At 43.3% G+C, this 23,256-nt stretch carries 19 protein-coding genes and 1 tRNA gene; 10 read left to right on the top strand and 10 right to left on the bottom strand.

What is annotated here, in order from left to right:
• Position 1: 1 nt before the first annotated feature.
• The 4 genes from PJIAN_RS07620 to PJIAN_RS07605 form a co-directional block, all read right to left on the bottom strand.
• Positions 2-898, bottom strand: coding sequence for a hypothetical protein (locus PJIAN_RS07620; protein ID WP_068703708.1), 897 nt, complete (start codon positions 896-898; stop codon positions 2-4).
• Between the two features lie 4 nt (positions 899-902).
• Positions 903-1,598 (bottom strand): hypothetical protein, encoded by a 696-nt coding sequence (locus PJIAN_RS07615; protein ID WP_068703706.1) that lies wholly within the window; start codon positions 1,596-1,598, stop codon positions 903-905.
• A 139-nt stretch (positions 1,599-1,737) separates the two neighbouring features.
• A complete protein-coding gene (locus tag PJIAN_RS07610) occupies positions 1,738-2,655 on the bottom strand; it encodes a nitroreductase family protein (RefSeq protein ID WP_068703704.1) in 918 nt (305 codons plus the stop codon).
• Positions 2,656-2,857: 202 nt separating this feature from the next.
• The gene (locus PJIAN_RS07605) at positions 2,858-3,388 is read right to left on the bottom strand and encodes a hypothetical protein (RefSeq protein ID WP_153802516.1); all 531 of its coding nucleotides are present in this window, start codon (positions 3,386-3,388) and stop codon (positions 2,858-2,860) included.
• Between the two features lie 315 nt (positions 3,389-3,703).
• On the opposite strand from PJIAN_RS07605, the gene PJIAN_RS07600 reads away from it, so the two are divergent.
• Entirely contained in the window at positions 3,704-6,142 is a 2,439-nt protein-coding gene (locus PJIAN_RS07600; RefSeq protein ID WP_068703700.1) for an endonuclease MutS2, read from the top strand.
• Positions 6,143-6,288: 146 nt separating this feature from the next.
• On the opposite strand, the gene PJIAN_RS07595 is transcribed toward PJIAN_RS07600, so the two are convergent.
• Entirely contained in the window at positions 6,289-7,770 is a 1,482-nt protein-coding gene (locus tag PJIAN_RS07595) for an HU domain-containing protein (RefSeq protein ID WP_068703695.1), read from the bottom strand.
• 294 nt (positions 7,771-8,064) lie between these two features.
• On the opposite strand from PJIAN_RS07595, the gene PJIAN_RS07590 reads away from it, so the two are divergent.
• The 6 genes from PJIAN_RS07590 (at position 8,065) to PJIAN_RS07565 (ending at position 13,733) form a co-directional block, all read left to right on the top strand.
• Positions 8,065-8,592: a nitroreductase family protein gene (locus PJIAN_RS07590; protein ID WP_068703692.1), complete on the top strand. Its 528-nt coding sequence runs from the start codon at positions 8,065-8,067 to the stop codon at positions 8,590-8,592.
• Positions 8,593-8,659: 67 nt separating this feature from the next.
• Positions 8,660-9,196, top strand: a complete 537-nt coding sequence (locus PJIAN_RS07585; protein ID WP_068703690.1) for a GNAT family N-acetyltransferase — start codon at positions 8,660-8,662, stop codon at positions 9,194-9,196.
• Positions 9,197-9,208: 12 nt separating this feature from the next.
• Positions 9,209-9,844 carry an endonuclease III gene (gene nth, locus PJIAN_RS07580; RefSeq protein ID WP_068703688.1) on the top strand — a complete coding sequence of 212 codons (636 nt, stop codon included), beginning with the start codon at positions 9,209-9,211 and terminating at the stop codon, positions 9,842-9,844.
• Between the two features lie 204 nt (positions 9,845-10,048).
• Entirely contained in the window at positions 10,049-10,453 is a 405-nt protein-coding gene (locus PJIAN_RS07575; protein ID WP_068703686.1) for a GxxExxY protein, read from the top strand.
• Between the two features lie 183 nt (positions 10,454-10,636).
• Complete coding sequence (gene ispG / locus PJIAN_RS07570; RefSeq protein WP_236714389.1) at positions 10,637-12,346, top strand: (E)-4-hydroxy-3-methylbut-2-enyl-diphosphate synthase; 1,710 nt, start codon at positions 10,637-10,639, stop codon at positions 12,344-12,346.
• A 118-nt stretch (positions 12,347-12,464) separates the two neighbouring features.
• On the top strand, positions 12,465-13,733 hold the full coding sequence (locus PJIAN_RS07565) for an Nramp family divalent metal transporter (RefSeq protein WP_101750736.1): 1,269 nt from the start codon (positions 12,465-12,467) through the stop codon (positions 13,731-13,733).
• A 37-nt stretch (positions 13,734-13,770) separates the two neighbouring features.
• On the opposite strand, the gene PJIAN_RS07560 is transcribed toward PJIAN_RS07565, so the two are convergent.
• On the bottom strand, positions 13,771-15,483 hold the full coding sequence (locus PJIAN_RS07560) for a reverse transcriptase domain-containing protein (RefSeq protein ID WP_068703682.1): 1,713 nt from the start codon (positions 15,481-15,483) through the stop codon (positions 13,771-13,773).
• A 575-nt stretch (positions 15,484-16,058) separates the two neighbouring features.
• On the opposite strand from PJIAN_RS07560, the gene serB reads away from it, so the two are divergent.
• Together serB and PJIAN_RS07545 are read left to right on the top strand one after the other, a co-directional pair.
• The gene (gene serB, locus PJIAN_RS07550; protein WP_068703678.1) at positions 16,059-17,279 is read left to right on the top strand and encodes a phosphoserine phosphatase SerB; all 1,221 of its coding nucleotides are present in this window, start codon (positions 16,059-16,061) and stop codon (positions 17,277-17,279) included.
• On the top strand, positions 17,272-17,763 hold the full coding sequence (locus PJIAN_RS07545) for a GNAT family N-acetyltransferase (protein ID WP_068703676.1): 492 nt from the start codon (positions 17,272-17,274) through the stop codon (positions 17,761-17,763). Before serB ends, PJIAN_RS07545 begins: the two co-directional genes overlap by 8 nt.
• A gap of 82 nt (positions 17,764-17,845) precedes the next feature.
• Here PJIAN_RS07545 and PJIAN_RS07540 read toward each other — a convergent pair whose 3' ends face one another.
• Both PJIAN_RS07540 and PJIAN_RS07535 read right to left on the bottom strand, forming a co-directional pair.
• Entirely contained in the window at positions 17,846-19,099 is a 1,254-nt protein-coding gene (locus tag PJIAN_RS07540; protein WP_068703674.1) for a glycosyltransferase family 4 protein, read from the bottom strand.
• A gap of 29 nt (positions 19,100-19,128) precedes the next feature.
• The gene (locus PJIAN_RS07535) at positions 19,129-21,087 is read right to left on the bottom strand and encodes a glycogen debranching enzyme N-terminal domain-containing protein (RefSeq protein WP_068703672.1); all 1,959 of its coding nucleotides are present in this window, start codon (positions 21,085-21,087) and stop codon (positions 19,129-19,131) included.
• A 618-nt stretch (positions 21,088-21,705) separates the two neighbouring features.
• Here PJIAN_RS07535 and rbp point away from each other — a divergent pair.
• Positions 21,706-22,032, top strand: a complete 327-nt coding sequence (gene rbp / locus PJIAN_RS07530) for an RNA-binding regulator (protein ID WP_068703670.1) — start codon at positions 21,706-21,708, stop codon at positions 22,030-22,032.
• Positions 22,033-22,226: 194 nt separating this feature from the next.
• Here the strand turns inward: rbp and PJIAN_RS07525 are convergent.
• Positions 22,227-22,300: transfer RNA gene (locus PJIAN_RS07525), tRNA-Asn, on the bottom strand.
• A 183-nt stretch (positions 22,301-22,483) separates the two neighbouring features.
• Positions 22,484-23,251 carry a tRNA pseudouridine(38-40) synthase TruA gene (gene truA / locus PJIAN_RS07520; RefSeq protein ID WP_068703668.1) on the bottom strand — a complete coding sequence of 256 codons (768 nt, stop codon included), beginning with the start codon at positions 23,249-23,251 and terminating at the stop codon, positions 22,484-22,486.
• Between the last annotated feature and the right edge of the window lie 5 nt (positions 23,252-23,256).

The raw sequence follows: 23,256 nt of genomic DNA, 5'->3' as shown, positions 1-23,256 counted from the left end.
TTTAATCTAGTTTGATTTCCCATATCCGGTATTTACCAAATGTCCAATTGAAAACGATTTCAGTATAATTTTTAGCAGTTTTAATTTTAGCGACATGCATAGGAGTTCTCCCCTCCATAATGCGTATATTTTCTTCGTATTGAGTAGAGTCGGTAGGGTTAACAAGCTCTAATCTTGCTTTGATAGTTTCGATCCTGCGGAACACCCCCGATGCGTCGCTGTCGATCTCCGAGTCGATTGCTCTTTCGAATGAATAGGTCTCGTTCTTCTCGTAAATTTCAATGTCAGGATCAAGCAAATTGATGATTTTCTTACGGTCTCCAGATCGTATAACGGCAGAGAATTGCTCAAAAGAAGGGATCATTGTGGCATCAACTCGAGGGAAGAATTTATCGGATATGTTCATGATTTTGATACTGCTCAATTGGTTCTGAGAATTGATTTCTACACTGTAATTTGTTCCCTCATATTCCCAACGGGTTCCATATTCTCCTGCATCTACTTTAGAGGATGGTTGTCCAAGTGTATGTTCCACTTCATCTTTGCTCATTCCCAAGGTCAATCCCTTGAATTTACAATCGTAACCCTTAGCTCTTCCGGTAACCTGTATAGACCAGATCACGTTGAGGTCGGCTTTGTCGTATTCAAAAGTCATGTAGACCGAAGTGTCCGGTTTAATGGCGTACATTTCATACTCAAATCCGTCTTCGAATTTATCCTTTTGCAGTAAATTTTTCAGTTCGTTTTTAGGCACTGTTCGGAATTGTTTGAGTCGGAATCCGTTTAAGTCGGTTTGAAACTCTTTGGCAAAAGCAGATGTAAATCCGATAAATCCTAATAATATCAGAACAAGGAATTGGATCTTAGTATTTGATTTGAATAAGTTTGAATAGGTCATGTTTTCAGATTTTAAATAAAGCTGTCTCTGTTTTTACCGAATCCTTTTCTTCTTCGGCTTCCGGACGAACCATGCGTTTCAGCATCTGGTCGAATGCTTTGTTGAATACCCACTGGTTACCAATATCTTCTTTGAATAGAATGCCCGATTCGTCAATACGAGGCGGATAGAATGCTCCGAAATAGTCGGTTCCTTCATCCACTATAAGGTAAATGGCTTTAGTCGCTCCTGTTCTCAGGTTGTAACGGCAGGCATAGGTTTTGGCGTTGTCTTTATTGATTCCCCAATAGTAAAGTTCCTGCCCCTCGACAGAAAATGCTGAAAAATAAGGATCGAAATAGGGCGGTTTCAGGTAATGAAACTTTTTGCCATCGTACAAAACCAACGCCGTCACGTTGCCACTCATCGCTTTTGTTTTGGAGTCGAACCGTCGGCCTGTTTCATCCGGTAAGGAGCGAGCCTGAGCGTAAACGATGGTGTCTTTTCCGATGTTAACAATGTTGCTATAGTAAAATGCTGTATCGAGTGGCTGGGCATACTGGTAGATGACCACATAGCTTCCGCTGGCAACCCCAAACTCGATTTGATGCGGCAACGAGAAGGTATATTGCGTGGCGTTTTCCGGTACCGGAATATCGCTTTTTTTACTGCCACAGGCTACCAGTAGCAGCACAAATAAATAGATCAGCAGTTTTTTCATGCGTTGTTGTTTTTGTCGTCCCTACGAGACTGAGTTCATATAGTTCGATGTCATTTTTATAAACCTTTCATCCCTAACGGGATTTTCGCTTGCCGTATCTTGATCGTTTAGTGCCGTTAGGCACGACACTATTACCAATTTATCTCCAATCGACCGATGCGAATGTGCGCTTCACTCCTTTTTTGTAATGGATGGCGGGATGTCCCATAATGACAAAAACACCTTCGCGGCTCGCGTAGCGGATACCGTGTTGTTCCCGAAAACGTTGGGCCGCTTTCCCATTCTGAATGAGCGGATGCACGGCTCCCAACATGCAGGTACCCAGCCCGAGGCTTTCGGCAGCGAGCATGGCGTAGGTGGCCGCTACCAATGGATCGGCCGGATCACTATAAGGAGATCCGTAAAAATAGAGTGCAACCGGCGCATCGTAATTGATCACGTTCTCGCCGTTCTTCATCCGTTCCGTGTACACTTTCAGACAGGGTTTGACAAATCCGCGAAACAGTTCGTTGTTGGCTTTACCCCAGAACGGGCGCATCAGAGCCAGAAACCAGCCCGAAGTGAGCCATTTCAGTTTCTCGAGATAAGCGGTGAAATCGGCGGCAAAGGCGTGGACTTTCTCCTTGGTGTCGAGCACAAGCACATGCACGTCGGAGGGAGGTAAGCCCATTGGAGCCGTTTGTGCGGCTACGATCACCTGTTCAATCAATGCCTTGTCGACCGGAATATCCTTGAACTCGCGGATGCTGCGTCTTCGGGTCAACAGGCTACGGAAAGAGGAGAAATCGCAGGCCGTCTCTTGAGCTGGAAGATCAAAAAGGTCCTCCTTACTCATGCAACGTCCTTCGATGGTGATAGCTTCTTGTGGACACACCATCATGCAATGCCCGCAGCCGATGCATCCGAATACGGCCGTGTCGGCCAACCGGACTTTCTTGTCAACTATTTCCAGACTGAAATCTTTACACACACTGACGCACAGGCCGCATCCGTTGCAAAGGTTTTCGTCGATTAGTACCCTGGCCTGTTCTTTGGTTCTGCTGGTTGGAATAGACATTGGTATTGTGTTTTGTAAGGTTATTATTATGTGTCGTCCCGATGGGACTATGTTTCTTTGGTGCGTATTAGTTTCTATAAGCCTTTCATCCCTAACGGGATTTTTGTTTGCTGGATTTTGCAGGTTCAGTGCCGTTAGGTACGTAAGGTTTATAGAACGAAATGCTTCATCAGAAATCGGAGTGCCTTTAGGTACGACGTGTTTATGCTACACCATTTTCTTTGTAATCGATGACCTTTTTATCGTTCAGATCGATTTTAATTTGGAAGAAACAATTTCCTCCGTCTTCAACCTGAACCCATTCTTGTTTTCTATAGGAAAACTCAGATGGGTTGCAAAAGCAATTAATATATACAATTGTATGGCTGTGTTTGTCCTTGACCGCAATATACTGTCTGCCGTATTTTTTCAGATCGATATAAAATTGATTTTTTAAAAATTGAATATGTTTATACTTTGGTGTGTTGTAGCGCTTTTTTAGACTGTCCAGTTTGGCCTTTCCTTTGATATTGTATTGATCAATGAAGATTTTCAAGATATGCTCACATTCTGAGATCTCAGATTGGTTGAGTTGAGAGAGCTGATAGTCCTTCTGGAAAATCCAATTTTTCTTTTCCTGAGTATTGAATATGGTAATGTCGATCAATTGTTGGGGCGTTTTATTCACTTGACCGCTGAAAACAATTGGACATACTGCTATCAAAAATATTGATATGTATAGAATCTTTCTCATCTTATTTTTTATCTTCCAAAGATCAATAATTTATTTCTAAATTACAACTATTTAAGTTAAATATTTGCGATGGAGGCAAAGCGTCAGCTGGCAATGTTCTGAAGAGACTGTCGTTTTCAAAATATTCCCGTATCAAATTGTTTGCGTATTTTTGTAGTCCGAAAATCTGAGCACACGGATTACACTGATGCCTTGGTAACATGGATCACATTTCATTATAAAATCAGTGTTTATCCGTGAAGAATTCCGTGTAATCCGTGTGCCCCGATTCCGATTCAATTGACACATTTTCAAATTAGCATATTGCCACATTAGATGATATATCCTTCAAATTTTGAGCATAAAGTGGGGTTCGACACTGTTCGTACCCTCCTGCAGGAACGCTGTCTTAGCGCTATTGGGCGCGAAGAGGTGGAACTGACCGTCTTTTCACCGGTTTACGATGAGGTGGTGCGCCGCCTTGCCGAGACGCGCGAAATGATGGACATCCTGATGGAGGAGTCTGATGCCTGGCCGGTGAGCTACTATTTCGATTTGCGCGAAATGCTCTCGCGTTTGCGGGTGGAGGGAACTTTTCCGCAGGAGTCGGAACTGTTCGACCTGCAACGTTCGCTGAGTACCATTCGCGATTTGGTGCAGTTTTTTGCCCGCCGTGACGAAACACGTTACGTGGCGTTGAGTGCTTGTGCCGAAGGTACCGCGCTTTTTCCCGAAGTGCTTAAACGGCTCGATGCCTTGCTCAATCCCCACGGATTGTTGAAAGACAATGCTTCGCCAGCATTGGCGCAGATCCGTCGCGACCTGTTTCAGGTGCAGGGCAGCATCTCACGTACCTTGCATTCTATTCTCAGAAAGGCGCAGTCTGAAGGTTTTGTGGAGAAAGATGCCGCTCCTTCGGTACGTGACGGCCGTCTGGTGATTCCCGTTTCTCCTTCGTTCAAACGGAAGTTGCGGGGTATCGTGCACGACGAATCGGCCACCGGGAAGACGGTCTACATAGAGCCTGCCGAGGTGGTGGAGGCCAACAACCGGGTACGTGAATTGCAATCGGACGAGCGGCGCGAGAAGATTCGCATCCTTACCGAGTTTGCTAACTACATTCGTCCCGATCTCGAAGAGCTAAAGGAAGCCTATCGCGTGTTGGGTATTTTCGATTTCATCCGTGCCAAAGCGCTTTTTGCACTCGATAATGGCGCCATTGTTCCCCGCATCGATAACGATTGTCGCGTGGAGTGGGAGCGTGCCGTTCATCCCCTGTTGCAACGCACTCTCAAGAAAGTGGGTAAGTCCATCGTTCCGCTCGATATTACGTTGAACGAAAAACAACGCATCCTGCTGATTTCGGGACCGAATGCTGGGGGTAAATCGGTCTGCCTGAAAACGGTGGGTTTACTGCAATACATGGTGCAGTGCGGTATTCCGGTATCGGTAAGTGATGCCAGCCGTTTCGGTATTTTCGACAAGCTTTTTATCGATATCGGCGATGAACAATCGATTGAGGACGATCTTTCGACCTACAGTTCGCACCTGTTGCACATGAAGCATTTTATCCGCAATAGCAACGGAAAAACCCTTTTGCTCATCGACGAATTCGGTACCGGTACTGAACCTCAGATCGGGGGCGCCATTGCTGAAGCGGTACTGCATCGCCTCAATACCAACGGTGCTTTCGGGGTGATTACCACCCACTACACCAACCTGAAACATTTTGCGGAGACGGCCGAAGGTATCGTCAACGGCGCCATGCTGTTCGATCGCCATCAGTTGCAACCTCTTTATAAATTACAAATTGGTATTCCCGGCAGTTCGTTTGCCATCGAAATTGCCCGCAAAATCGGACTTTCGGAAGAGGTAATTGCTGAAGCATCTGAAAAAGCAGGTTCGGCGCATGTCGATTTGGATAAGTATGTGCAGGATATTTTGCGCGACAAACATTACTGGGAAAACAAACGGCAGCAGATCCGCCAGAAAGAGAAACGGCTCGAGGAACTGACCGCCCGCTACGAAACCGATCAGAGCGAGATGAAGGCGCAGCGCAAAGAGGTGCTCAATAAGGCAAAAGCCGAGGCGCAGCAGCTGTTGTCGGAGGCCAATGCCACCATCGAAAATACGATTCGTCGCATTAAGGAGGCGCAGGCCGAACGGGAAGCTACCCGTGGCGCGCGTCAGGAGTTCGAGGAATTCCGTACCAGACTCGACGAAAAACCGAAGCACGAAAAACAACCCAAAGAAAAGCATAAACCCAAACCAGAGAAGCAACACAAAAAGCCTGAGCAACCGAAGCAAGAACCGATCAAAGCGGGCGATCGGGTGAAACTGGCTGGTCACGATTCCATTGGCGATGTAATTGAGGTGGATGGCAATAACGTCACTGTGGCGTTTGGAAATCTTAAATCGACCGTTAAAGCCAACCGTCTCGAACGGGTGAGTCGTAATAAAGAGAAAGAGATTGTCCGCCAGAAGGGTGCGTTGGGTAGTGATAGCGATGAGGTGTTGCGCCAGCGAAAACTTAACTTCAAACAGGATATCGACGTGCGCGGAATGCGAGGCGATGAGGCGTTACAAGCGGTGCAATATTTTATCGACGATGCCCTGATGATGGGCGTGGAGCGGGTGCGCATCCTTCACGGAACTGGTACCGGCATCCTTCGTCAACTCATCCGCCAATATTTGGGAACCATTCCCGGTGTGCGCCATTTTGCCGACGAACATGTGCAGTTGGGTGGCGCGGGAATTACCGTGGTAGATTTGTGATTTAGTACGCAGTTTACAGTGTTCAGTACACAGTCACGAATTGATCCCAAAGTTTCAGGGTTCAAGATTTCAGTAATCTGCAGATTAAGCAATTCAACGATTACACGATTCAACCTCACTGTGTACTGTCGACTGAGTACTGTGTGCTATTTTTGCGGTTTGTGGAATGCCCAGGCTTCAGCAAAGGCTGCATGTTTGTGTAGTTCTTTGACCTTGGCGTTAGCAGCTTCTTTGTCGCTGAATGATCCGGCAATGACCCGATAGAATTTCTTGTCTTTTACCACACTTAACGAAACTTTCTCTGCTTTCCCGGTTGCATTGGCGTATTGCTGTGCTTGTTGTAGCGTTACGTAATTGCCAACTACCACATACCACGAATCGTTAGTTAATTGCGGTATATTGCTGTTTGAAGATGTCGTTTTTTGAACTACTGGCTGTGCTGTAGCTTTCGGAGCTACAGTCGGCTTTGAAGATAGGGGGTAGTTCAACAAAACTGGATTGTGGAGTACCCATGCTGTTTTGAAGGCTGCGCGTTTTCTTATTTCTGCAAGCTTAATGTCAGCTTCTTTTTCTGACGAATAGGATCCTGCAATGATCCGGTAAACATTGTTTGTGCCGTAAGCTTCTATCTGCATTTTTTCGTTTGCTGATTGTTGTTGCGCAAATCTGAGAGCCTTATTTGGCGTTTCGAAATTTGCAACTACAATATGCCATGCTTTTTGTTGACCTTGTGGTTGTGCTTGAACGTTTATCGGATTTTTGGCTGCCGGTATAGCACTTTTGCTCAATCTTGTACTGTAAGCTATGCAGGTACTTTTGTATGCCGGTTGCTTTTGTAGCTCCCGTGCTTTATCAACGGCTTCTACTTTGGTTGGATACGAACCTGCAATTACATGCCAAGGCGCTTTGCATCTGTTTTTGGAGCTGTCAGATGCAAGAGGCGCTTTAGTTAGACTATCTTTTTTTAACTCATCAGTGTCTGCAATTGCAATAATGAGATGTTTGTGAGAGGAGTCGGTTAATACTGAATCTTTTTGGAAAAAAGCCAGCGGGTTGAGCTTCGCTAAATAAGGTGAAAAATGCATGTGAAGCAGTGGCGTCAGCACGGCTAAGCCTATCAATACGACAAAAACTGCTGCATATTTGTATAAACGACGCTTGGTCGTTGGAAATTGAAGTACAATCTGACTTGTTTCCTCTTCTTCGTGATTTACAGCTTTGAGCCGAATGTCGTAATTGCCGATGTTATCCGGTAGAAAATCATATGAGTCGGCCGATATGAATTCTGTTTGTCCGTTTTCGTTCAGGTGTAAGCTGCCGATTTTTCCCAGAGCTACAGTTTCTCCGTTTTTTAATCGTTTTTTTAATTCATCAACGTAGTCGCGAACAATTAAATTGGCTTTTCGGAAAGACACATTTTCAGACTGTTGAATAGAACCGGCAAGCAAACCGTCGTTGTAATTCAGGGCAGGATTGAAGACGATTTCTTTGCAGGGTGCAGTGATGAGGTTTCTGGATTCATCAATCTTAGCAGGGACATAATTCACTATAAACCCGCCGAATTCCGGAAGAATGGCGTAGTCGTGCTGAATGATGAGCTGTTCTAAATGTTGAAGTAATCCCTCCATGCAAAATGCCTGTTAATCGGTGTTTGGTAGCAAATATAACAACAAGGATTTTTGCGATGATGCTTGTTGTAAGTAATAATTGGCTACAGATTACAAAATTACGGATAATTTCAAATACATTGGTATGTTCTGCACATATTTATCAACATCTTTTCAAACATTATGAGATTGACGCCTGTCGTTAAAATATGTGGGTAGGAAAAACCGGTGATTAGCCTTATATTTGTATTGATGTTTTTTTACTTTATATTTTATTGCGATTTTTAGTTGTATATAATTAATATATAATCTATTATGATTGAAATTTCTGAACTTGTAAAATATCGTCGTAGTATCCGGAAGTTTTTACCTCAGGTTGTTGAACCCGAAAAAATTGATACGTTGCTAAAGTCGGCATTGATGGCTCCAACTTCCAAGAATTCCAGATCATGGGAGTTTGTGGTGGTGGATGATGCCAGATTATTACAGAAATTGTCGCTTAGTCGCCCAATGGGAAGCACTCTGCTCGCCAATGCACCTTTGGCTATTGTTGTGCTGGCCGATCCTTCCAAAAGCGATTGCTGGCTGGAGGATGCTGCCATTGCATCGGCTTTTTTGCAATTGCAGGCACAGGATCTGGGTTTGGGAAGTTGCTGGGTACAGGTTGCCCGTCGCCCTCACAATGATGATATTACTGCCGAACAATATATTCGCGAACTTTTGCAAATTCCGGGCGAACTGAACGTGGTAAACGTGATTGCTATCGGCTATAAAGACGAAGAACGCCGTCCGTACGACGAAGCAAAACTGGCATACGATAAAATTCACCGGAATCAATTTTGAAAAATGCATGGTTAATGGGAAAGAAATGCCGATTTTTCATTGACCATTAATCGTTTATCATTGTTCTATGGTTGTTTTTGATCGTGTAGTCAGTAGTGAACATCCTTATTGGCAATTTCTGGTGAGCTGCTATTTGGAGGCTTTTCCTGCGGATGAACGCCGTCCGTTACCCGATCTTGAAACATTGTTGCAGCGATCTAATTTCTGGTGCAATATTTTGTTGAAAGCCGATGAGCCAGTAGGTTTGTTTCTGAGCTGGCAATTGCCGCGGTTCCGTTATATCGAGCATTTTGCCATTGCGCATGCATTTCGGGGTCAGATTATTGGAAAAACGGCATTAAACAAATACCTGGGAATGAGTAATCTTCCGGTGGTACTGGAAGTGGAACCTCCGGTGTGTGAAATAAATAGTCGTCGTATTCGTTTTTACGAAAGAGAAGGCTTTGAACTCTGTGAGCAACAGTTTATACAGCCTCCTTATGCTCCGGGTCAAAATTCGGTGGAATTGCGGTTGATGGAGTGGAAAGGAACTTTACTCAAACAAAATTTCGAACAAGTAAAAAATGAGTTGTATCGCACGGTTTATGGTTGCGATATAATCTAAACAGGGAAGTAAATGACACCACAGGAACGTTGTAATCACCTGATTGAGTGGTTTCAAAAAAATATGCCTGTAGCCGAAAGCGAGCTACATTATACGAATCCTTTTGAATTGCTGGTGGCGGTGATTTTATCGGCCCAATGTACCGATAAACGGGTCAATATGGTGACACCGAAGCTGCTTGCCGATTTTCCGACTGCCGAAGCAATGGCCGCTACCACACACGAAGTAATCTTTGAATATGTAAAGAGCGTTTCTTACCCGAATAATAAAGCCAAACATCTGGTCGCTATGGCGCGTCAGTTGGTAGATGAATTTGGTGGTGAAGTGCCATCGGAGCCCGAAGAGTTGCAGAAATTGCAGGGCGTGGGTCGCAAAACGGCCAACGTGGTGGCTTCTGTTATTTTCAACAAACCGGCCATGGCCGTTGATACGCATGTATTCCGTATTTCGGAACGGTTGGGATTGACTACCAATTCCAAATCGCCACTCGAAACGGAAAAGACGCTGGTCTCGCTTTTTCCGCCGGAACTGATTCCGAAGGCGCATCACTGGCTCATCCTGCATGGACGCTATGTCTGCATTGCCCGCAAGCCAAAATGCGAAGAATGCGGCATCCGGCAATGGTGCCGATACTATACCAAAATATAAACTCAAAATAAACCATCAAGAATGAGAAGAAACGTAATCTTCTTAATGCCTTAATGGTAAAAATTATTATTGTCAAACTAAATATGTTATTGTATCAGGAGGAGAAATGAGAATCTGAAACATCTTAAATCATTAAGTCATTAAGAAACCTCAAGGTGAAATAGAATCTTCTTAATTGTTTAATGACGCTCAATTTGAAATCATATGACAAAGAAAGATATAACTCGGTTGTCTTACAAAATAGTTGGATGTGCGATTGACGTGCATAAAGCATTGGGACCAGGGTTGCTTGAAAGTATTTATGAGAAATGTCTGAAGTATGAGCTGGAGAAAAATGGACTGAAAGTAAAGCAACAGGTACATGTTCCAATATATTATGACGAGTTGGAGTTAGATGTAGATTTGCGTCTTGATTTGTTGGTAAATAATGTTGTAGTAGTAGAACTAAAAACGGTAGAAGCTATTTTGCCGGTTCATGAAGCTCAGGTATTGAGTTATATGAAGCTACTCGAAGCACCTCAAGGATTATTGATTAATTTTTTTACAGATAACATTTCTAAATCGATGAAACCATTAGTCAATGAGTATTTTGCTTCGTTACCTGATTGATAAACTTCAAAATACCTAAGGCATGAAAATATTAAGATCAAAGGAAGCATATATCTTAATTCTCTTAATGCCTTAATGGTAAAAATAAGCTCGCATGACACATCTTCTAGTGTCATAATTAATAATTTATAACTTGTAATTAAAATGAAATATTGTCCTGATTTATTCAATTATCGTCGTCGTATGTCACACGAAGTGACTATCGGTTCACTGAAAATGGGAGGTGTAAATCCTGTCCGTATTCAGTCGATGACTAATACCTCTACCCTTGACACAGACGGTAGTGTAGAACAAGCTATCCGTATTTTTAATGTCGGAGGCGAATTGGTACGGCTTACTGCTCAGGGTGTGCGCGAGGCTGAAAATCTGCAAAATATCCGCTTCGGGTTGATAGAACGGGGATATCGCCAGCCTATTTCGGCCGATATTCACTTCAATCCCGCAGCAGCCGAAGTAGCGGCTCAATACGTTGAAAAAGTACGGATCAATCCCGGAAACTTTGTCGATAGCGCCCGTACATTCAAAAAACTGGAATATGACGACGAAAGCTATCGTCAGGAATTAGAGAAAATTCGGGCGAAGCTGCTTCCTTTGCTCGAAATTTGCCGTCGCCATCATACCGCTTTGCGACTCGGAGTAAATCATGGTTCGCTATCCGACCGCATTATGAGTCGGTACGGCGATACTCCTGCCGGAATGGTGGAATCGAGCATGGAATTTCTGCGTATTTGTCGTGAAGAAAACTTCGACAATATCGTCATCTCCATCAAGGCATCGAATACGGTGGTGATGGTGCAAACCGTACGTTTGCTGGTTGCTACTATGCTCGACGAAGGTATGTCGTATCCGCTCCACTTGGGGGTTACCGAGGCGGGCGATGCCGAAGACGGCCGCATTAAGTCGGCGGTGGGTATTGGTGCTTTGCTGGCTGACGGTATCGGTGATACTATTCGAGTTTCGTTGAGTGAAGATCCGGAAAAGGAAATACCTGTTGCGTTGAAATTGATGAAGCATGTGGTCAATTGTGCTTGTCATCTGCCAATAAAGGCTGAAGTGGCCGGGGTGTTCAATCCATACGTCTATCAACGTCGTGAAGCGCTTTCTGTAGGCAATATCGGGGATGCTCATGTGCCTGTGGTGGTGGGCACCGGAAGTGATTTTGGCGATTTGAAACCCGATTATCTCAAAAGTCATTTGGCACTTTTTACGGCACAGCAAATTGAAGCGGCTATAGTTTCGCCGGTTCCGGTAAAATTTGTGCAGCTTACCTATCGCGATCTCAATGATGAATTGATTGAGCAGCTGAAATCCTCTGAAAACATTGTCGTTATTCTCTCTTCTGATCATGCCAATCCGGTGGGTGAAATGAGGGCTTTCTTTCATACACTGATGAACAAAGACTGTAAAGTGCCGGTTATTCTGTACCGCAAATATGTGGATGATGACAAGGAAAACTTTCAGGTGTCGGCGGCTGCCGATCTAGGTGTCCTTTTTATCGACGGCTTTGGTGATGGTATTTGGCTTGAAAATCCGATGCTTAACGACGATGAGGTAGTGGCTACTGCCTTTGGTATTTTACAAGCTTCGCGTGTCAGAACATCCAAAACAGAATATATCTCCTGTCCTGGTTGCGGTCGTACATTATTCAACCTGCAAACCACGATAGCGAAAGTAAAAGAAGCGACTAAACATTTTACCGGACTCAAGATCGGTATTATGGGGTGTATTGTAAACGGTCCCGGCGAAATGGCCGACGCCGATTATGGCTATGTGGGTGCCGGTAAAGGAAAGGTAAGTCTCTATCGCCGCAAGGAGTGCGTTGAAAAGAATATTCCCGAAGAAGAAGCCGTGGAAAAATTGCTTGCATTGATAAAGGAATGTGAAGGAAAGTAGTTAAGTACTCCGTATTCAGTACTCAGTGGGCTGTTCCTAAAAAATCGTGATTGGATAAATGATAAAAGATAATACTATTCGTCTTTATTCTTTTTTCTTTTCTCTTTGTTCTTGATTTATGTTGAAAAATTTATTCAGTAAAGTTGGTCACCATCCGGTACTGGGCGGGCTCGAAGTGCTAAAGTACATCGGTCCCGGATTGCTGGTTACCATGGGCTTTATCGACCCTGGTAACTGGGCTACGAATATTGCCGGTGGTGCAGGCTACGGATATATGCTGCTGTGGGTGGTGACGCTCAGCACGTTGATGCTGATTGTGTTGCAGCACAATGTGGCGCATCTCGGTATTGCTACAGGTTTGTGTCTTTCTGAAGCAGCCACCCTGCACCTGCGCCCGGTGGTTTCCCGCTCGGTTTTGGGTACGGCCATGATTGCTTCTGTGTCTACTTCGCTTGCCGAAATTTTGGGAGCAGCCATTGCTTTGCAGATGTTGTTCAACGTTCCGCTAAAGTTGGGAGCTGTTCTCTCAGCCATTGTTGTGCTTACTTTGTTGCTCACCAATTCTTATCGAAAAATTGAGCGCTGGATCATCGGTTTCGTTTCGTTGATCGGTATCTCGTTTATCTACGAACTTTCGCTCGTTAATGTGGAATGGAGCAAAGTGGCTGTGGGCGTGGTGACGCCTCAGATACCGCATGGGTCGTTACTCATTGTTCTTAGTGTGTTGGGAGCTGTGGTGATGCCTCACAACCTGTTTCTTCATTCGGAAGTGATACAGAGCCGACAACTGCATAAACGAGACGATGCTTCGATCCGTAAACTGTTGAAATACGAATTTGCGGATACCTTGCTCTCGATGTTTGTGGGTTGGGCTATCAACAGCGCTATGTTTATTATGGCTGCGGCTACCTTCTTTAAAATGGGTAAGCCGGTAAGCGAATTGCAACAGGCGCATGAATTACTGCAACCGCTGCTGGGTAGTAATGCCTCGGCTATATTTGCGGTAGCTCTTTTGATGGCTGGTATTGCCTCTTGCGTAACTTCCGGCATGGCAGGTGGTACCATTTTTGCCGGACTTTTTGCTGAACCCTACGATATTCGCGATAACCACTCCCGTTGGGGCGTGCTTATTTCGATTGTCGGGGCAGTATTGGTCATCTTCTTTATCTCCGATCCGTTTCAGGGATTGCTGATTTCTCAGATGTTGCTGAGCCTGCAGCTTCCTATTACAGTACTTCTTCAGGTTTATCTGACATCTTCCCGCAAAGTGATGGGAAAATATGCCAATGCTAAAAGAACTATTTTCCTGATTTCGGGTATCGCGGCCATCGTGATTCTACTCAATCTGACATTGCTATTGCAAACGGTAGGGGTGGTGAGCTGGTAATAGTATTGCAAGAGTGTTTGATTCGCTTGCAAGGTAGTTATTCTGTGGCGATTGTTGTAAGCAGTTCAAAAATACCTCTGAAATGTTCGAACGAAACGTTGTCAAAAGGAGGCTGTTGTTCTAAGATATATGTTGCAAAATTGTTTTTGGGAAGGGCTTTGTTTTTCCCTGTTTCTATGTCCATTACATCATGTTCTATAATTCGAGGATATGGGCATCTGATTATTCCAAGATTCGATAATTGCAATTTTTCATTGATTAAGTGTCTTCCTGTATCTTTACTAAATTCGTTATTTATAAAGAGGCGATAACCATTGTTATCTTTTCTTTGGATGATTTCGTCTTCATAAAGAAATTCAATGCAGATTTCATTGAAATCTCTGTGATCTGGTTTAGGTAAAAGAACTGAATAAACGTTGTTTCCCCAATATTTATAATTACTTTCATTGAGGCTTGCCTCTGAGTTGATTTGGTGATTATCTCTGTCAAATAAAAAAATAAGTTTGTGTTTGTTTGCGTCAAGAGCCTTGCTTTTGCACATTGCTAATAATTCAGCATTATTGATTTTAACTTGTTCACTATATTCTGTAATGTGTATATTCAAATCAAGAAACTCTCCTTTGTGTTGGAAATAGCGTAATGCGGCTTTAAGGTGTTTCCAATCAGTTTTCCCTTCTCCATAAATAACGGGTTTATTTTCATTATGAAAGTTTGAAAAGGCAACCGCTAATTTTATATCAGGATCTAATTCCCTTAATCTAATACACATTTTTCTATAGATGTCATCGTCTTTTCCTTTGATTGATCCTACAAATCCAATTTTACCCGCTATTTCATTCTTATAGGATATTTCGGGATTAGATATTATTTTATGTTTGGTATTATACTTACTAAAGTGTTCCTGAGCTGCAAGTGTAAGCCCATATTGTTCCCAAGCATGTAGCATAGCCCTTATATGTCTTACATATTGGCGTTTTACGTTGGGGAACTCATTTACGACTAACCCTGTTACTTCCTGATGGTTTGCATTAGTTGCATATCGTGTTTTATCTTGGTTGACTGTAAATCCATTACTAGTAATAATAGATGTCAGTTCTTCTGAGAGTACTATTTTATTATCGCTTATTGTCCCTAATACTTGAGAAAGTGGGCTTAAATTAGTGGAAAATGTAATGTCGTCGGCATATCTTGTATAACTGAAGCGCCCTTTTTGGGCTAAATCTACAAGTTGATTGTCTAACTTTCTACAAATAAAATTGGATAATATAGGAGATGTTGGAGCTCCTTGTGGAAGGGTGTTTTTATAACAGCATATTTTTGCCAATATAGTTGCTACTTCTTCATTAAACTTGAACGGATGTGACATGAAGAGCCCACGAACACGACCGAAATTAATGGAAGGAAAAAAGTCTTTTAGATCAATATTGATAAGTAGCTTTTTGTGGAGATGGTGAGATGCATTGCTCTTAATGTTCCTCTTCTTAAGATAAGCATGCACATTTTTCTTGCTTGGATAAATATCTAATAATATATAAGCTAGATTTGATTGAACATGCTTTATACCTACAGTGGGAGCCGCAATCATTCGACTCTTTCCATTCTTCTTTTTTATTTCAAATTCGGAGTATCGTCGTTCATCTGTGAGGTGATATAACAAATAGGCCAAGGTAGAATATTTGATGCCGAGAGACGCAGCCAATTCTCTTTTGTTTGTGCTTGCCAAAAAATTGTCTTTAGAGAGTTCTTCCATGGTAGATAAAAAAAGGTACCTACTACAATATTCATCTTTAAGTGCAGCGCAACGTAAAACACATCACAGCAACACGGAACTGAAGCACAATATGCTAAGAACAATATAATCGTCGCAGGAACACAACGAAATTCAATAGATTTATAGTAGGTACCTTATGTATTATATTATTTGCAAATGTATAATTTTTCTGGCATAATAATAAAATTTCATCGGCCGAACCCCCTTTCTGAGGTTCGGCTTTTTAGTGCGAATTAGTGCTTGTTGGTGATGCCGAACTGAGCCCATTGCTCTTTTATCAAAAGGCCTATAAATAAAGATAAGATTGCTTGAAAATATTGTGGCATCCGATCATATGAGCCGTACATGTTTGGCTTGAATAACAAGCAAATATATAAAGAGGCTTTTGAAATGACAAACTTAAAAATAAGGAATAATGATACTGTTAATTGCATTCGACTCTCTATATGTAGTATTTTTGTTCCTGTGTTTTTATTCACTATTCATTCATTTCATTTTCCTGTTAAAACTTTTTCCTTACTTTTGCAGCCGCAAATAGTATTAGTTTTACATTTATGACCACTACAGACGAAATTGTTCTGATCAACATTTCGGGAGAGGACCGTTCGGGTGTGACCTCGGCTCTTACCGAAATTCTTGCGCATTATGGCGCGTTTATCCTCGATATCGGGCAAGCCGATATTCATAACCACCTGGCATTAGGTATCCTCTATAGAACTCAAAGCAGTAACTCCGGCGAGATTATGAAGGAGTTACTTTTCAAATCGTACGAACTGGGGGTGGGAATCAAATTTACGCCTATCACCGAAGAACGCTACGAACGTTGGGTGAGCCTTCAGGGTAAAAACCGTTATATCATCACTCTATTGGGTCGCAAACTTACGGCAGTACAAATTGCCGAAGTAACCAAAGTCGTGGCCGATCAGGGATTGAATATTGATATGATTCAGCGTCTGACAGGTCGTATTCCACTGAAAGAAGATGTGCGTAGCTCTAAATCGTGCGTCGAACTTTCTGTACGCGGAACTCCCAGCAATAAGGAGGAGATGCAGAGAATGTTTATGGATCTGAGTACCCGCCTGCAACTCGATGTTTCGTTTCAGGAAGATGACATGTATCGTCGTAGCCGCCGCCTCATTTGCTTTGATATGGATTCAACGCTTATAGAAACCGAAGTAATCGACGAACTGGCCGAACGTGCCGGCGTGGGTGCCGAGGTGCGTGCTATTACAGAATCGGCCATGCGTGGTGAAATCGATTTTTCCGAAAGTTTTGCCCGTCGGGTGAAGCTGCTTAAGGGACTCGACGAGTCGGTGATGCACGAAATTGCCGAAAATCTGCCCATCACTGAAGGACTGGATCGCTTGGTGAGTGTATTGAAACGCGTGGGTATCAAAATTGCGGTGCTTTCGGGGGGATTTACCTATTTCGGAAACTATCTGAAACAAAAATATAACTTCGACTACGTGTATGCCAACGAACTGGAAATTGTGGATGGCAAACTAACAGGTAACTACGTGGGCGATATTGTGGATGGTAAACGTAAAGCCGAACTGTTGCGCCTGATAGCGCAGGTGGAAAAGGTGGACATTGCTCAAACCATTGCGGTGGGTGATGGTGCCAACGACCTTCCGATGCTGGGTGTTGCCGGGTTGGGAATTGCTTTTCATGCCAAACCCAAGGTGAAGGAAAATGCACGCCAGTCGCTTTCTACAATTGGTTTGGACGGTATTCTCTATTTCCTCGGTTTCAAGGATTCGTATCTGAATGAATAACACCATCACTCTCCGCAAAATTCAACCGGAAGATAATCGGGAGCTGGCTGAAATTATCCGTAGCGTATTGAGCGAGCATGATGTTGCCCGTCCAGGCACGGTGTTTACAGACCCAACTACCGATGCGCTTTATCAGCTGTTTCAAACTCCCCGCTCGGTCTATTGGGTGGTGGAAGTCGATGGTAAGCTGTCTGGCGGTTGCGGTGTTTTTCCTACTGAAGGTTTACCAGAAGGGTGTGCCGAACTGGTGAAATTCTATGTTTCGGCAAGCCAGCGTGGTACAGGACTTGGAAAATTATTGATGCAGAAATGCTTTGAATCGGCCGTGGAGTTGAGATATACGCAACTCTATCTCGAAAGTTTTCCCGAACTGGCCAAAGCGGTCGGTATGTATGAGAAAGCCGGCTTTCACACGATTCCTCACCCGTTGGGTAATTCCGGGCATACGGCTTGTACGCTCTGGATGGTGAAAGATCTCATATAATGAGTAACGAGTAATGAGAAACGGGAAGTTGCCTGTAAAAAGGAACTTCCCGTTTTTTATTTTGCGAACCGGAATCAGAGGCTTATCGCAGCACCTGATCGTAGATGGCTCTAACTTTCTTTCCGGCATCTTCCCAGGTAATCCGGTTTACTTCGGCACGACCTTCTTCGCGCAGGCTTTTGTACATCGCCGGATATTTTACGATGGAATAGATGGCATCTGCCATGGCGTCGATATCCCAATAATCCGTTTTGATGGCATGAGTCAGAATCTCAGCGCATCCCGATTGCTTCGAAATAATCGTTGGAGTTCCTACCTGCATGGCCTCGAGTGGCGAAATGCCGAACGGTTCCGATACCGAAGGCATAATGTAAACATCACTTTGAGCCAGCATATTGTGCACTTCTGGCCCTTTCAGAAATCCTGTAAAATGAAACCGGTCGGCAATTCCTCTCTGCGCCACCAAATGAATCATCTGGTTCATCATGTCGCCGCTTCCGGCCATTACAAAGCGTACGTGGCGTGTCTTTTGCAAAACGCGGGCGGCCGCTTCCACAAAATATTCGGGTCCTTTTTGCATGGTGATACGCCCGAGAAATGTTACAACCTTGTCTTTTCGCGGTTGTTTTATGAATGAATCGGCGTTGCCAAGCGGCTCAACGGCGTTATGTACTGTGGTCACCTTGCGTGGGTCGATATGGTACTTCTCGATGACTATCTGGCGGGTGAGGTTACTCACTGTAATAATGTGATCCGCAGTGTCCATTCCCCGCTTTTCGATGCCGTAAACTGTTGGGTTCACATTACCCCGGCTACGGTCGAAATCAGTGGCGTGCACATGTATTACCAGTGGTTTGCCTGTGATTTGTTTGGCGAAAATCCCGGCGGGATAAGTGAGCCAGTCGTGTGAGTGGATAATATCGAACGGATAGGCATGGGCAATAACACTTGCAGCCGCTTCGTAATTAGAAATTTCTTCCAACAGATTGTCCGGATAGCGCCCGGAGAACCCGATGCAGCCCAGTTCGTTGGTGCCGATACGGCTGTAGTCGTATCGGATGCGGTTACGCAGGTGGTAATATTCATCCGGATGCATAGAGCTTCCAATGCGTTCATTCACAAAATTCCATTCAACATCCCTCCAAACGACCGGGACATTGCAGGCTCCTATGATTTTGAGAAAACTCTGATCTTCATCTCCGTGCGGGCGTGGAATGACAAAGGTGATCTCCATATCCGACTGGAGAGCCATTCCACGGGTGAGTCCGTAACTTGCAGTTCCCAAACCACCAAGGATATGCGGAGGAAACTCCCATCCAAACATTAATGCTTTCATGTTATATTCTGATTGGAAGAAAATTAGACTTAAGATTTTGTTTGTTCTCCGGATTGCTCTATTGATTCCAATAGTTTGAGCGTACGTAGAATTTCAGCAACGCTTGTAGCAAACGACATCGCTCCGTGTCCTGCAAAAGGCGGATTCCCGTCGTGTAATTCGGAGAGTGTGCCAAGGCAAAGCTCGCTCATTTCACTTTCGAAACCGATTAACATGCGTTCAATGAAAGAAACTCCGCTTCGTTTGTAAATTTTGAGATAAGCCTCAGCAAACGAGCCGGTAAGCCATGGCCATACCGGTCCATTGTGATAATTTCGGTTTCGTTCAAGCATACTACCTACGTATGTCGGGCGGTAAAACGGACTCTTAGGACTTAGTGTGCGCAGACCTTTCGGTGTAAGCAATTCCCGTGTAGTGATATCCACAATTGATTTTTGCTGTGTTTTTTCTAACGGAGAATAGGGTAGCGACACGGCAAATATCATGTTGGGGCGTACTTCCCAGTCTTTGTAATCCCCATCAACATAATCGTGCAGATAGGTTCCGTTCCAAAACATGTGAACGAACGACTGACGTGTTAATTCAGACTGATAATCCAGCAGGTCGGCGGCATATTCATCCTTTTGAACGGTCGAAATTTCGGCTCCGAATTTTAAGGCATTATACCAAAGTGCATTGATCTCTACAACATAGCCGGTGCGGGGAGTTATCGGAGTTCCGTTTTCCATCGAATTCATCCATGATATGGCTGTCTGCGTTCCATTGGTATATAACAACCCGTTATCGTGCAAAAATAAATTTGGGTGATTTTGCTTGCGGATAAATGAAATAACCTTCAATACAGTTTCTCCGTACAGCTGGTTCGCCTTTTCTATTGAGACTGCCTTGGCATATTGTTGCACGGTTCGGATAAACCATAACAATACATCCGGAGTATCCAGCTCGTAAATGGCTTTTTCAACTGGCTTTTCAGAAATAAAATCGTTGACGGCAATGAGGGCTGTTGCCATTATCTTTTCAAAGGTAGATGCGTCTTCTATTGCAAGAGTACAGCCCGTTAGAGCAATGAACTCATCGCGTGCACGACTTTTGAACCATGGATATCCTGCTAAAAGGTAATAATCGCCGTTTCGTTTGAAATAGAATTGCTGTGCCGCGTTTTTTAAACTGTTGAAGAAACTGTTTCTGACAGTTCTTTTTTCTATTTCAGATTCAAAAAGGACAGCAAGATTTTGGGTTTCAATCGGAGATGTTCCTGCTGAAAAAATAATGCTTTCGCCTTTCTCTATCGAGAGTTCAAAATAACCGGGAATAAGTAAATCTTCTTTGTAATTGTACCCGCGCTCCTGTTCTTTTGGGTATTCTATGCCGCGATACCAGTCCGGATGATGAATAAATTCGTTCTGTTTCGACGTTTGCATGAAAAGGGTAGGGTAGCCATCGTACAGACACATTCCAATGCCGTTTTTAGTCTCGGTGTACGAAGTGTTTGCCTTGCCGTTAGCAACGCAGAGGTCATTCACGTTTCGGAATGCCAGAAATGGACGCAGGCGCAGGGTTGTTCGTGAGTGAGCATCAAGTAGCGTGTATTTGATCAAATAGCGGTTTTCATGCGAGATAAAGATTCTATCCTTCTCCAGAACAACGCCGCCGACTCTGTAAATAGTTCTGGCAGTGGCATCAAAGTGAAATTCGCGGATGTATTTGTGGCCATTCGGACTGAAATGGTTTTCTTCGTATTTGTGCACACCAAGATTAAATTCGGCACCATGCTGAATGATAGTTTCGTCAAGTGATGAAAGCAAAACATGGTTGTAATCATCTAAATCAGGGATGGGTACAACCAGTAATCCGTGGTATTTTCTTGTGTTGCAGTCTGTTATTGTGTTTGCGCTGTAGGCACCTGACTTGTTTGTGCGCAAAATTTCTTTCCGCAACGACTTTTGTAGATTCGTCAATAAGGTTTTGTCAAATTTCAGATAACTCATGGTGATGGCTTTTTTGAGTTTTGAAACCTATTAAGTCTGTTTTTTTTGAAATAAAAATGATTTTCTAAGGAAAACCGTTGCAAGTTATCATTTATTTCTAATAATCACAATGTTTTTTGCTTGTTGTTAAGCATAAAAAAACGAACGGGTATTTCAAAACAAATCCCTATATTAAGGGCTTTGCAGTGGATTAGGATGAGGTTCTCCTCTGTCTGAAGATAGTAGGTGATTTGTCTGATTTATGGTTCTCTTTTTACAGTATGCATTTGAGTTGTCTAATATGTTTGTGGTAATGATAAAAGATAGATTTTCTTTATTTATTTCACGAATAGTCATTTTAAAATGTTATTTTGAAATATAGAGTAACCGATTGTGGTTGTTTGTTATAGGCGTGCTTTTGGTTGTTGTTTTCAAATATAAATATCAATAGATTGGGTATAATTAATAATATTTAACACGTAATTTGTGTGTAATTTACCGAAAAAAGCAGTTGAGATATTGGAGTTAATAAAAAAACACTATCTTTGCGTTGATTATGATTGATAGCGATTTTGTTTTTTTACCAGGTTGTTTTCAATGGCATAATTATGTATTCATATTTTTTAATTATTTTTACAAATGAACATTTACATTTCGCACCTCAGCTATGGTGTTGACGACAACGGGTTAAAGGAAGTCTTTGAAGCTTACGGACAAGTAGATTCAGCTAAAGTTATCACAGACAAATTCACTGGTAAATCAAGAGGTTTTGGCTTTGTTGAAATGCCTGATGAAGCAGAAGCTAACAAAGCTATCGAAGCTTTGAATCAATCAGAAGTTAACGGTATGACTATTAACGTTAATATTGCAAAACCTCGCGAAGAACGTCCTCGTCGCGAATATAGCAATAACGGTGGTGGTAGCCGTGGTGGTTATAACGACCGTCGCAGCAACAACAGATGGTAATCTTATCTGATTAGATATAGGAAGGGGTATTCTTTACGGAATGCCCCTTTTTTTATGCTTGTGTGTTACGTGTGAGGGTAGGTGTATTGAGGAGTCTAAACAATAGTTTTTGGATTGTTCGTATCGATAATCCTCAATTTGTCTTAGTGGATAAAAATAAAAAAGCCACTCTTTTGGAGTGGCTTAATTTAGGGCTCTTCAGGTAGGACTTGAACCTACGACCCCCTGATTAACAGTCAGGTGCTCTAACCGACTGAGCTACTGAAGAAGGTTACTTTCCTTTGTTTATCGGCCTTTGCTGTGGTTGATGTCTCTCAGAAAAGTGATGCAAAGGTAAGGGGTTTTTTTGAAACCTGCAAATGTTTTGTCTCTTTTTTTGCAGAAAAATATGCCTTCTTTTTTTACGTCATTCTTTTTCAATATGTTAATTGCCTAATTTTTTTTCAAAAATTTATCGCGCACATTCGTCGGACTCAAAAATAGAGTCGGGATACGCTACATCCGTTAAATATAATCCGTGTGCATAAGCCGAAGAGCCGGCTTTACCTCTGTCTTTAGCCTCGATTATAGCTCTGAAATCTTTTTCGGTTAATTGGCCTCTTCCTACTTTGAGCAATGTCCCTACAATTGCCCGGACCATATTTCTGAGAAATCGGTTGGCAGTGATGGTAAATACCCATATATCTCCCCGTTTTGCCCAGTATGCCTGTATTATGGTGCAATTGTTGGTCTTAACGTCTGTATGGAGCTTGCTGAAGCTCGTAAAGTCGATATATTCGGGTAATACTGCCGCCGCTTGATTCATAGCTTCAAAATCGAGCGGACTATGCACGCGAGCTGCTGATTCGAGATGAAATGGATTTTTCTCCGGGGTTACCCAGTATTCGTATGTGCGGTTTATGGCGTCAAAGCGGGCATGAGCTCCCAGCTTGACCTTTTTTAGGTCCCACACGGAAATATCGTTAGGAAGGACACCATTTAGCTTCTTAAGGAACAATTCGGGTTGTTCAATCTCTTCTGCGTCAAAATGGGCTACCATGGTGCGCGCATGAACGCCGGCATCTGTACGGCCTGCGCCAATAACGTCGGTATGTAACCGCATTAGCAGAGAAATTGATTCCTGTAGCTTTTCCTGTACGGATACCCCATTGGGCTGTATTTGCCAACCGTGGTAGTGTGTGCCGTTATATGACAGCCAGATGAAATACCTTCTTTTCACGGGTA

Source organism: Paludibacter jiangxiensis, from assembly GCF_001618385.1.
In the GTDB taxonomy this organism is placed as follows: domain Bacteria; phylum Bacteroidota; class Bacteroidia; order Bacteroidales; family Paludibacteraceae; genus Microbacter; species Microbacter jiangxiensis.
The sequence above is the reverse complement of the archived record's forward strand: the minus strand, read 5'-3'. Positions and strand labels throughout refer to the sequence as shown.

Bases quoted from the DNA above. Each gene is read 5' to 3' on its own strand.
- PJIAN_RS07560 (WP_068703682.1), bottom strand. From the start codon at position 15,483: ATGGAAGAACTCTCTAAAGACAATTTTTTGGCAAGCACAAACAAAAGA.
- PJIAN_RS07595 (WP_068703695.1), bottom strand. From the start codon at position 7,770: ATGGAGGGATTACTTCAACATTTAGAACAGCTCATCATTCAGCACGAC.
- PJIAN_RS07600 (WP_068703700.1), top strand. From the start codon at position 3,704: ATGATATATCCTTCAAATTTTGAGCATAAAGTGGGGTTCGACACTGTT.
- nth (WP_068703688.1), top strand. From the start codon at position 9,209: ATGACACCACAGGAACGTTGTAATCACCTGATTGAGTGGTTTCAAAAA.
- rbp (WP_068703670.1), top strand. From the start codon at position 21,706: ATGAACATTTACATTTCGCACCTCAGCTATGGTGTTGACGACAACGGG.
- PJIAN_RS07590 (WP_068703692.1), top strand. From the start codon at position 8,065: ATGATTGAAATTTCTGAACTTGTAAAATATCGTCGTAGTATCCGGAAG.
- PJIAN_RS07565 (WP_101750736.1), top strand. From the start codon at position 12,465: ATGTTGAAAAATTTATTCAGTAAAGTTGGTCACCATCCGGTACTGGGC.
- PJIAN_RS07620 (WP_068703708.1), bottom strand. From the start codon at position 898: ATGACCTATTCAAACTTATTCAAATCAAATACTAAGATCCAATTCCTT.
- PJIAN_RS07605 (WP_153802516.1), bottom strand. From the start codon at position 3,388: ATGAGAAAGATTCTATACATATCAATATTTTTGATAGCAGTATGTCCA.
- PJIAN_RS07610 (WP_068703704.1), bottom strand. From the start codon at position 2,655: ATGTCTATTCCAACCAGCAGAACCAAAGAACAGGCCAGGGTACTAATC.
- PJIAN_RS07585 (WP_068703690.1), top strand. From the start codon at position 8,660: ATGGTTGTTTTTGATCGTGTAGTCAGTAGTGAACATCCTTATTGGCAA.
- serB (WP_068703678.1), top strand. From the start codon at position 16,059: ATGACCACTACAGACGAAATTGTTCTGATCAACATTTCGGGAGAGGAC.
- PJIAN_RS07545 (WP_068703676.1), top strand. From the start codon at position 17,272: ATGAATAACACCATCACTCTCCGCAAAATTCAACCGGAAGATAATCGG.
- PJIAN_RS07575 (WP_068703686.1), top strand. From the start codon at position 10,049: ATGACAAAGAAAGATATAACTCGGTTGTCTTACAAAATAGTTGGATGT.
- PJIAN_RS07540 (WP_068703674.1), bottom strand. From the start codon at position 19,099: ATGAAAGCATTAATGTTTGGATGGGAGTTTCCTCCGCATATCCTTGGT.
- PJIAN_RS07615 (WP_068703706.1), bottom strand. From the start codon at position 1,598: ATGAAAAAACTGCTGATCTATTTATTTGTGCTGCTACTGGTAGCCTGT.
- ispG (WP_236714389.1), top strand. From the start codon at position 10,637: ATGTCACACGAAGTGACTATCGGTTCACTGAAAATGGGAGGTGTAAAT.
- PJIAN_RS07535 (WP_068703672.1), bottom strand. From the start codon at position 21,087: ATGAGTTATCTGAAATTTGACAAAACCTTATTGACGAATCTACAAAAG.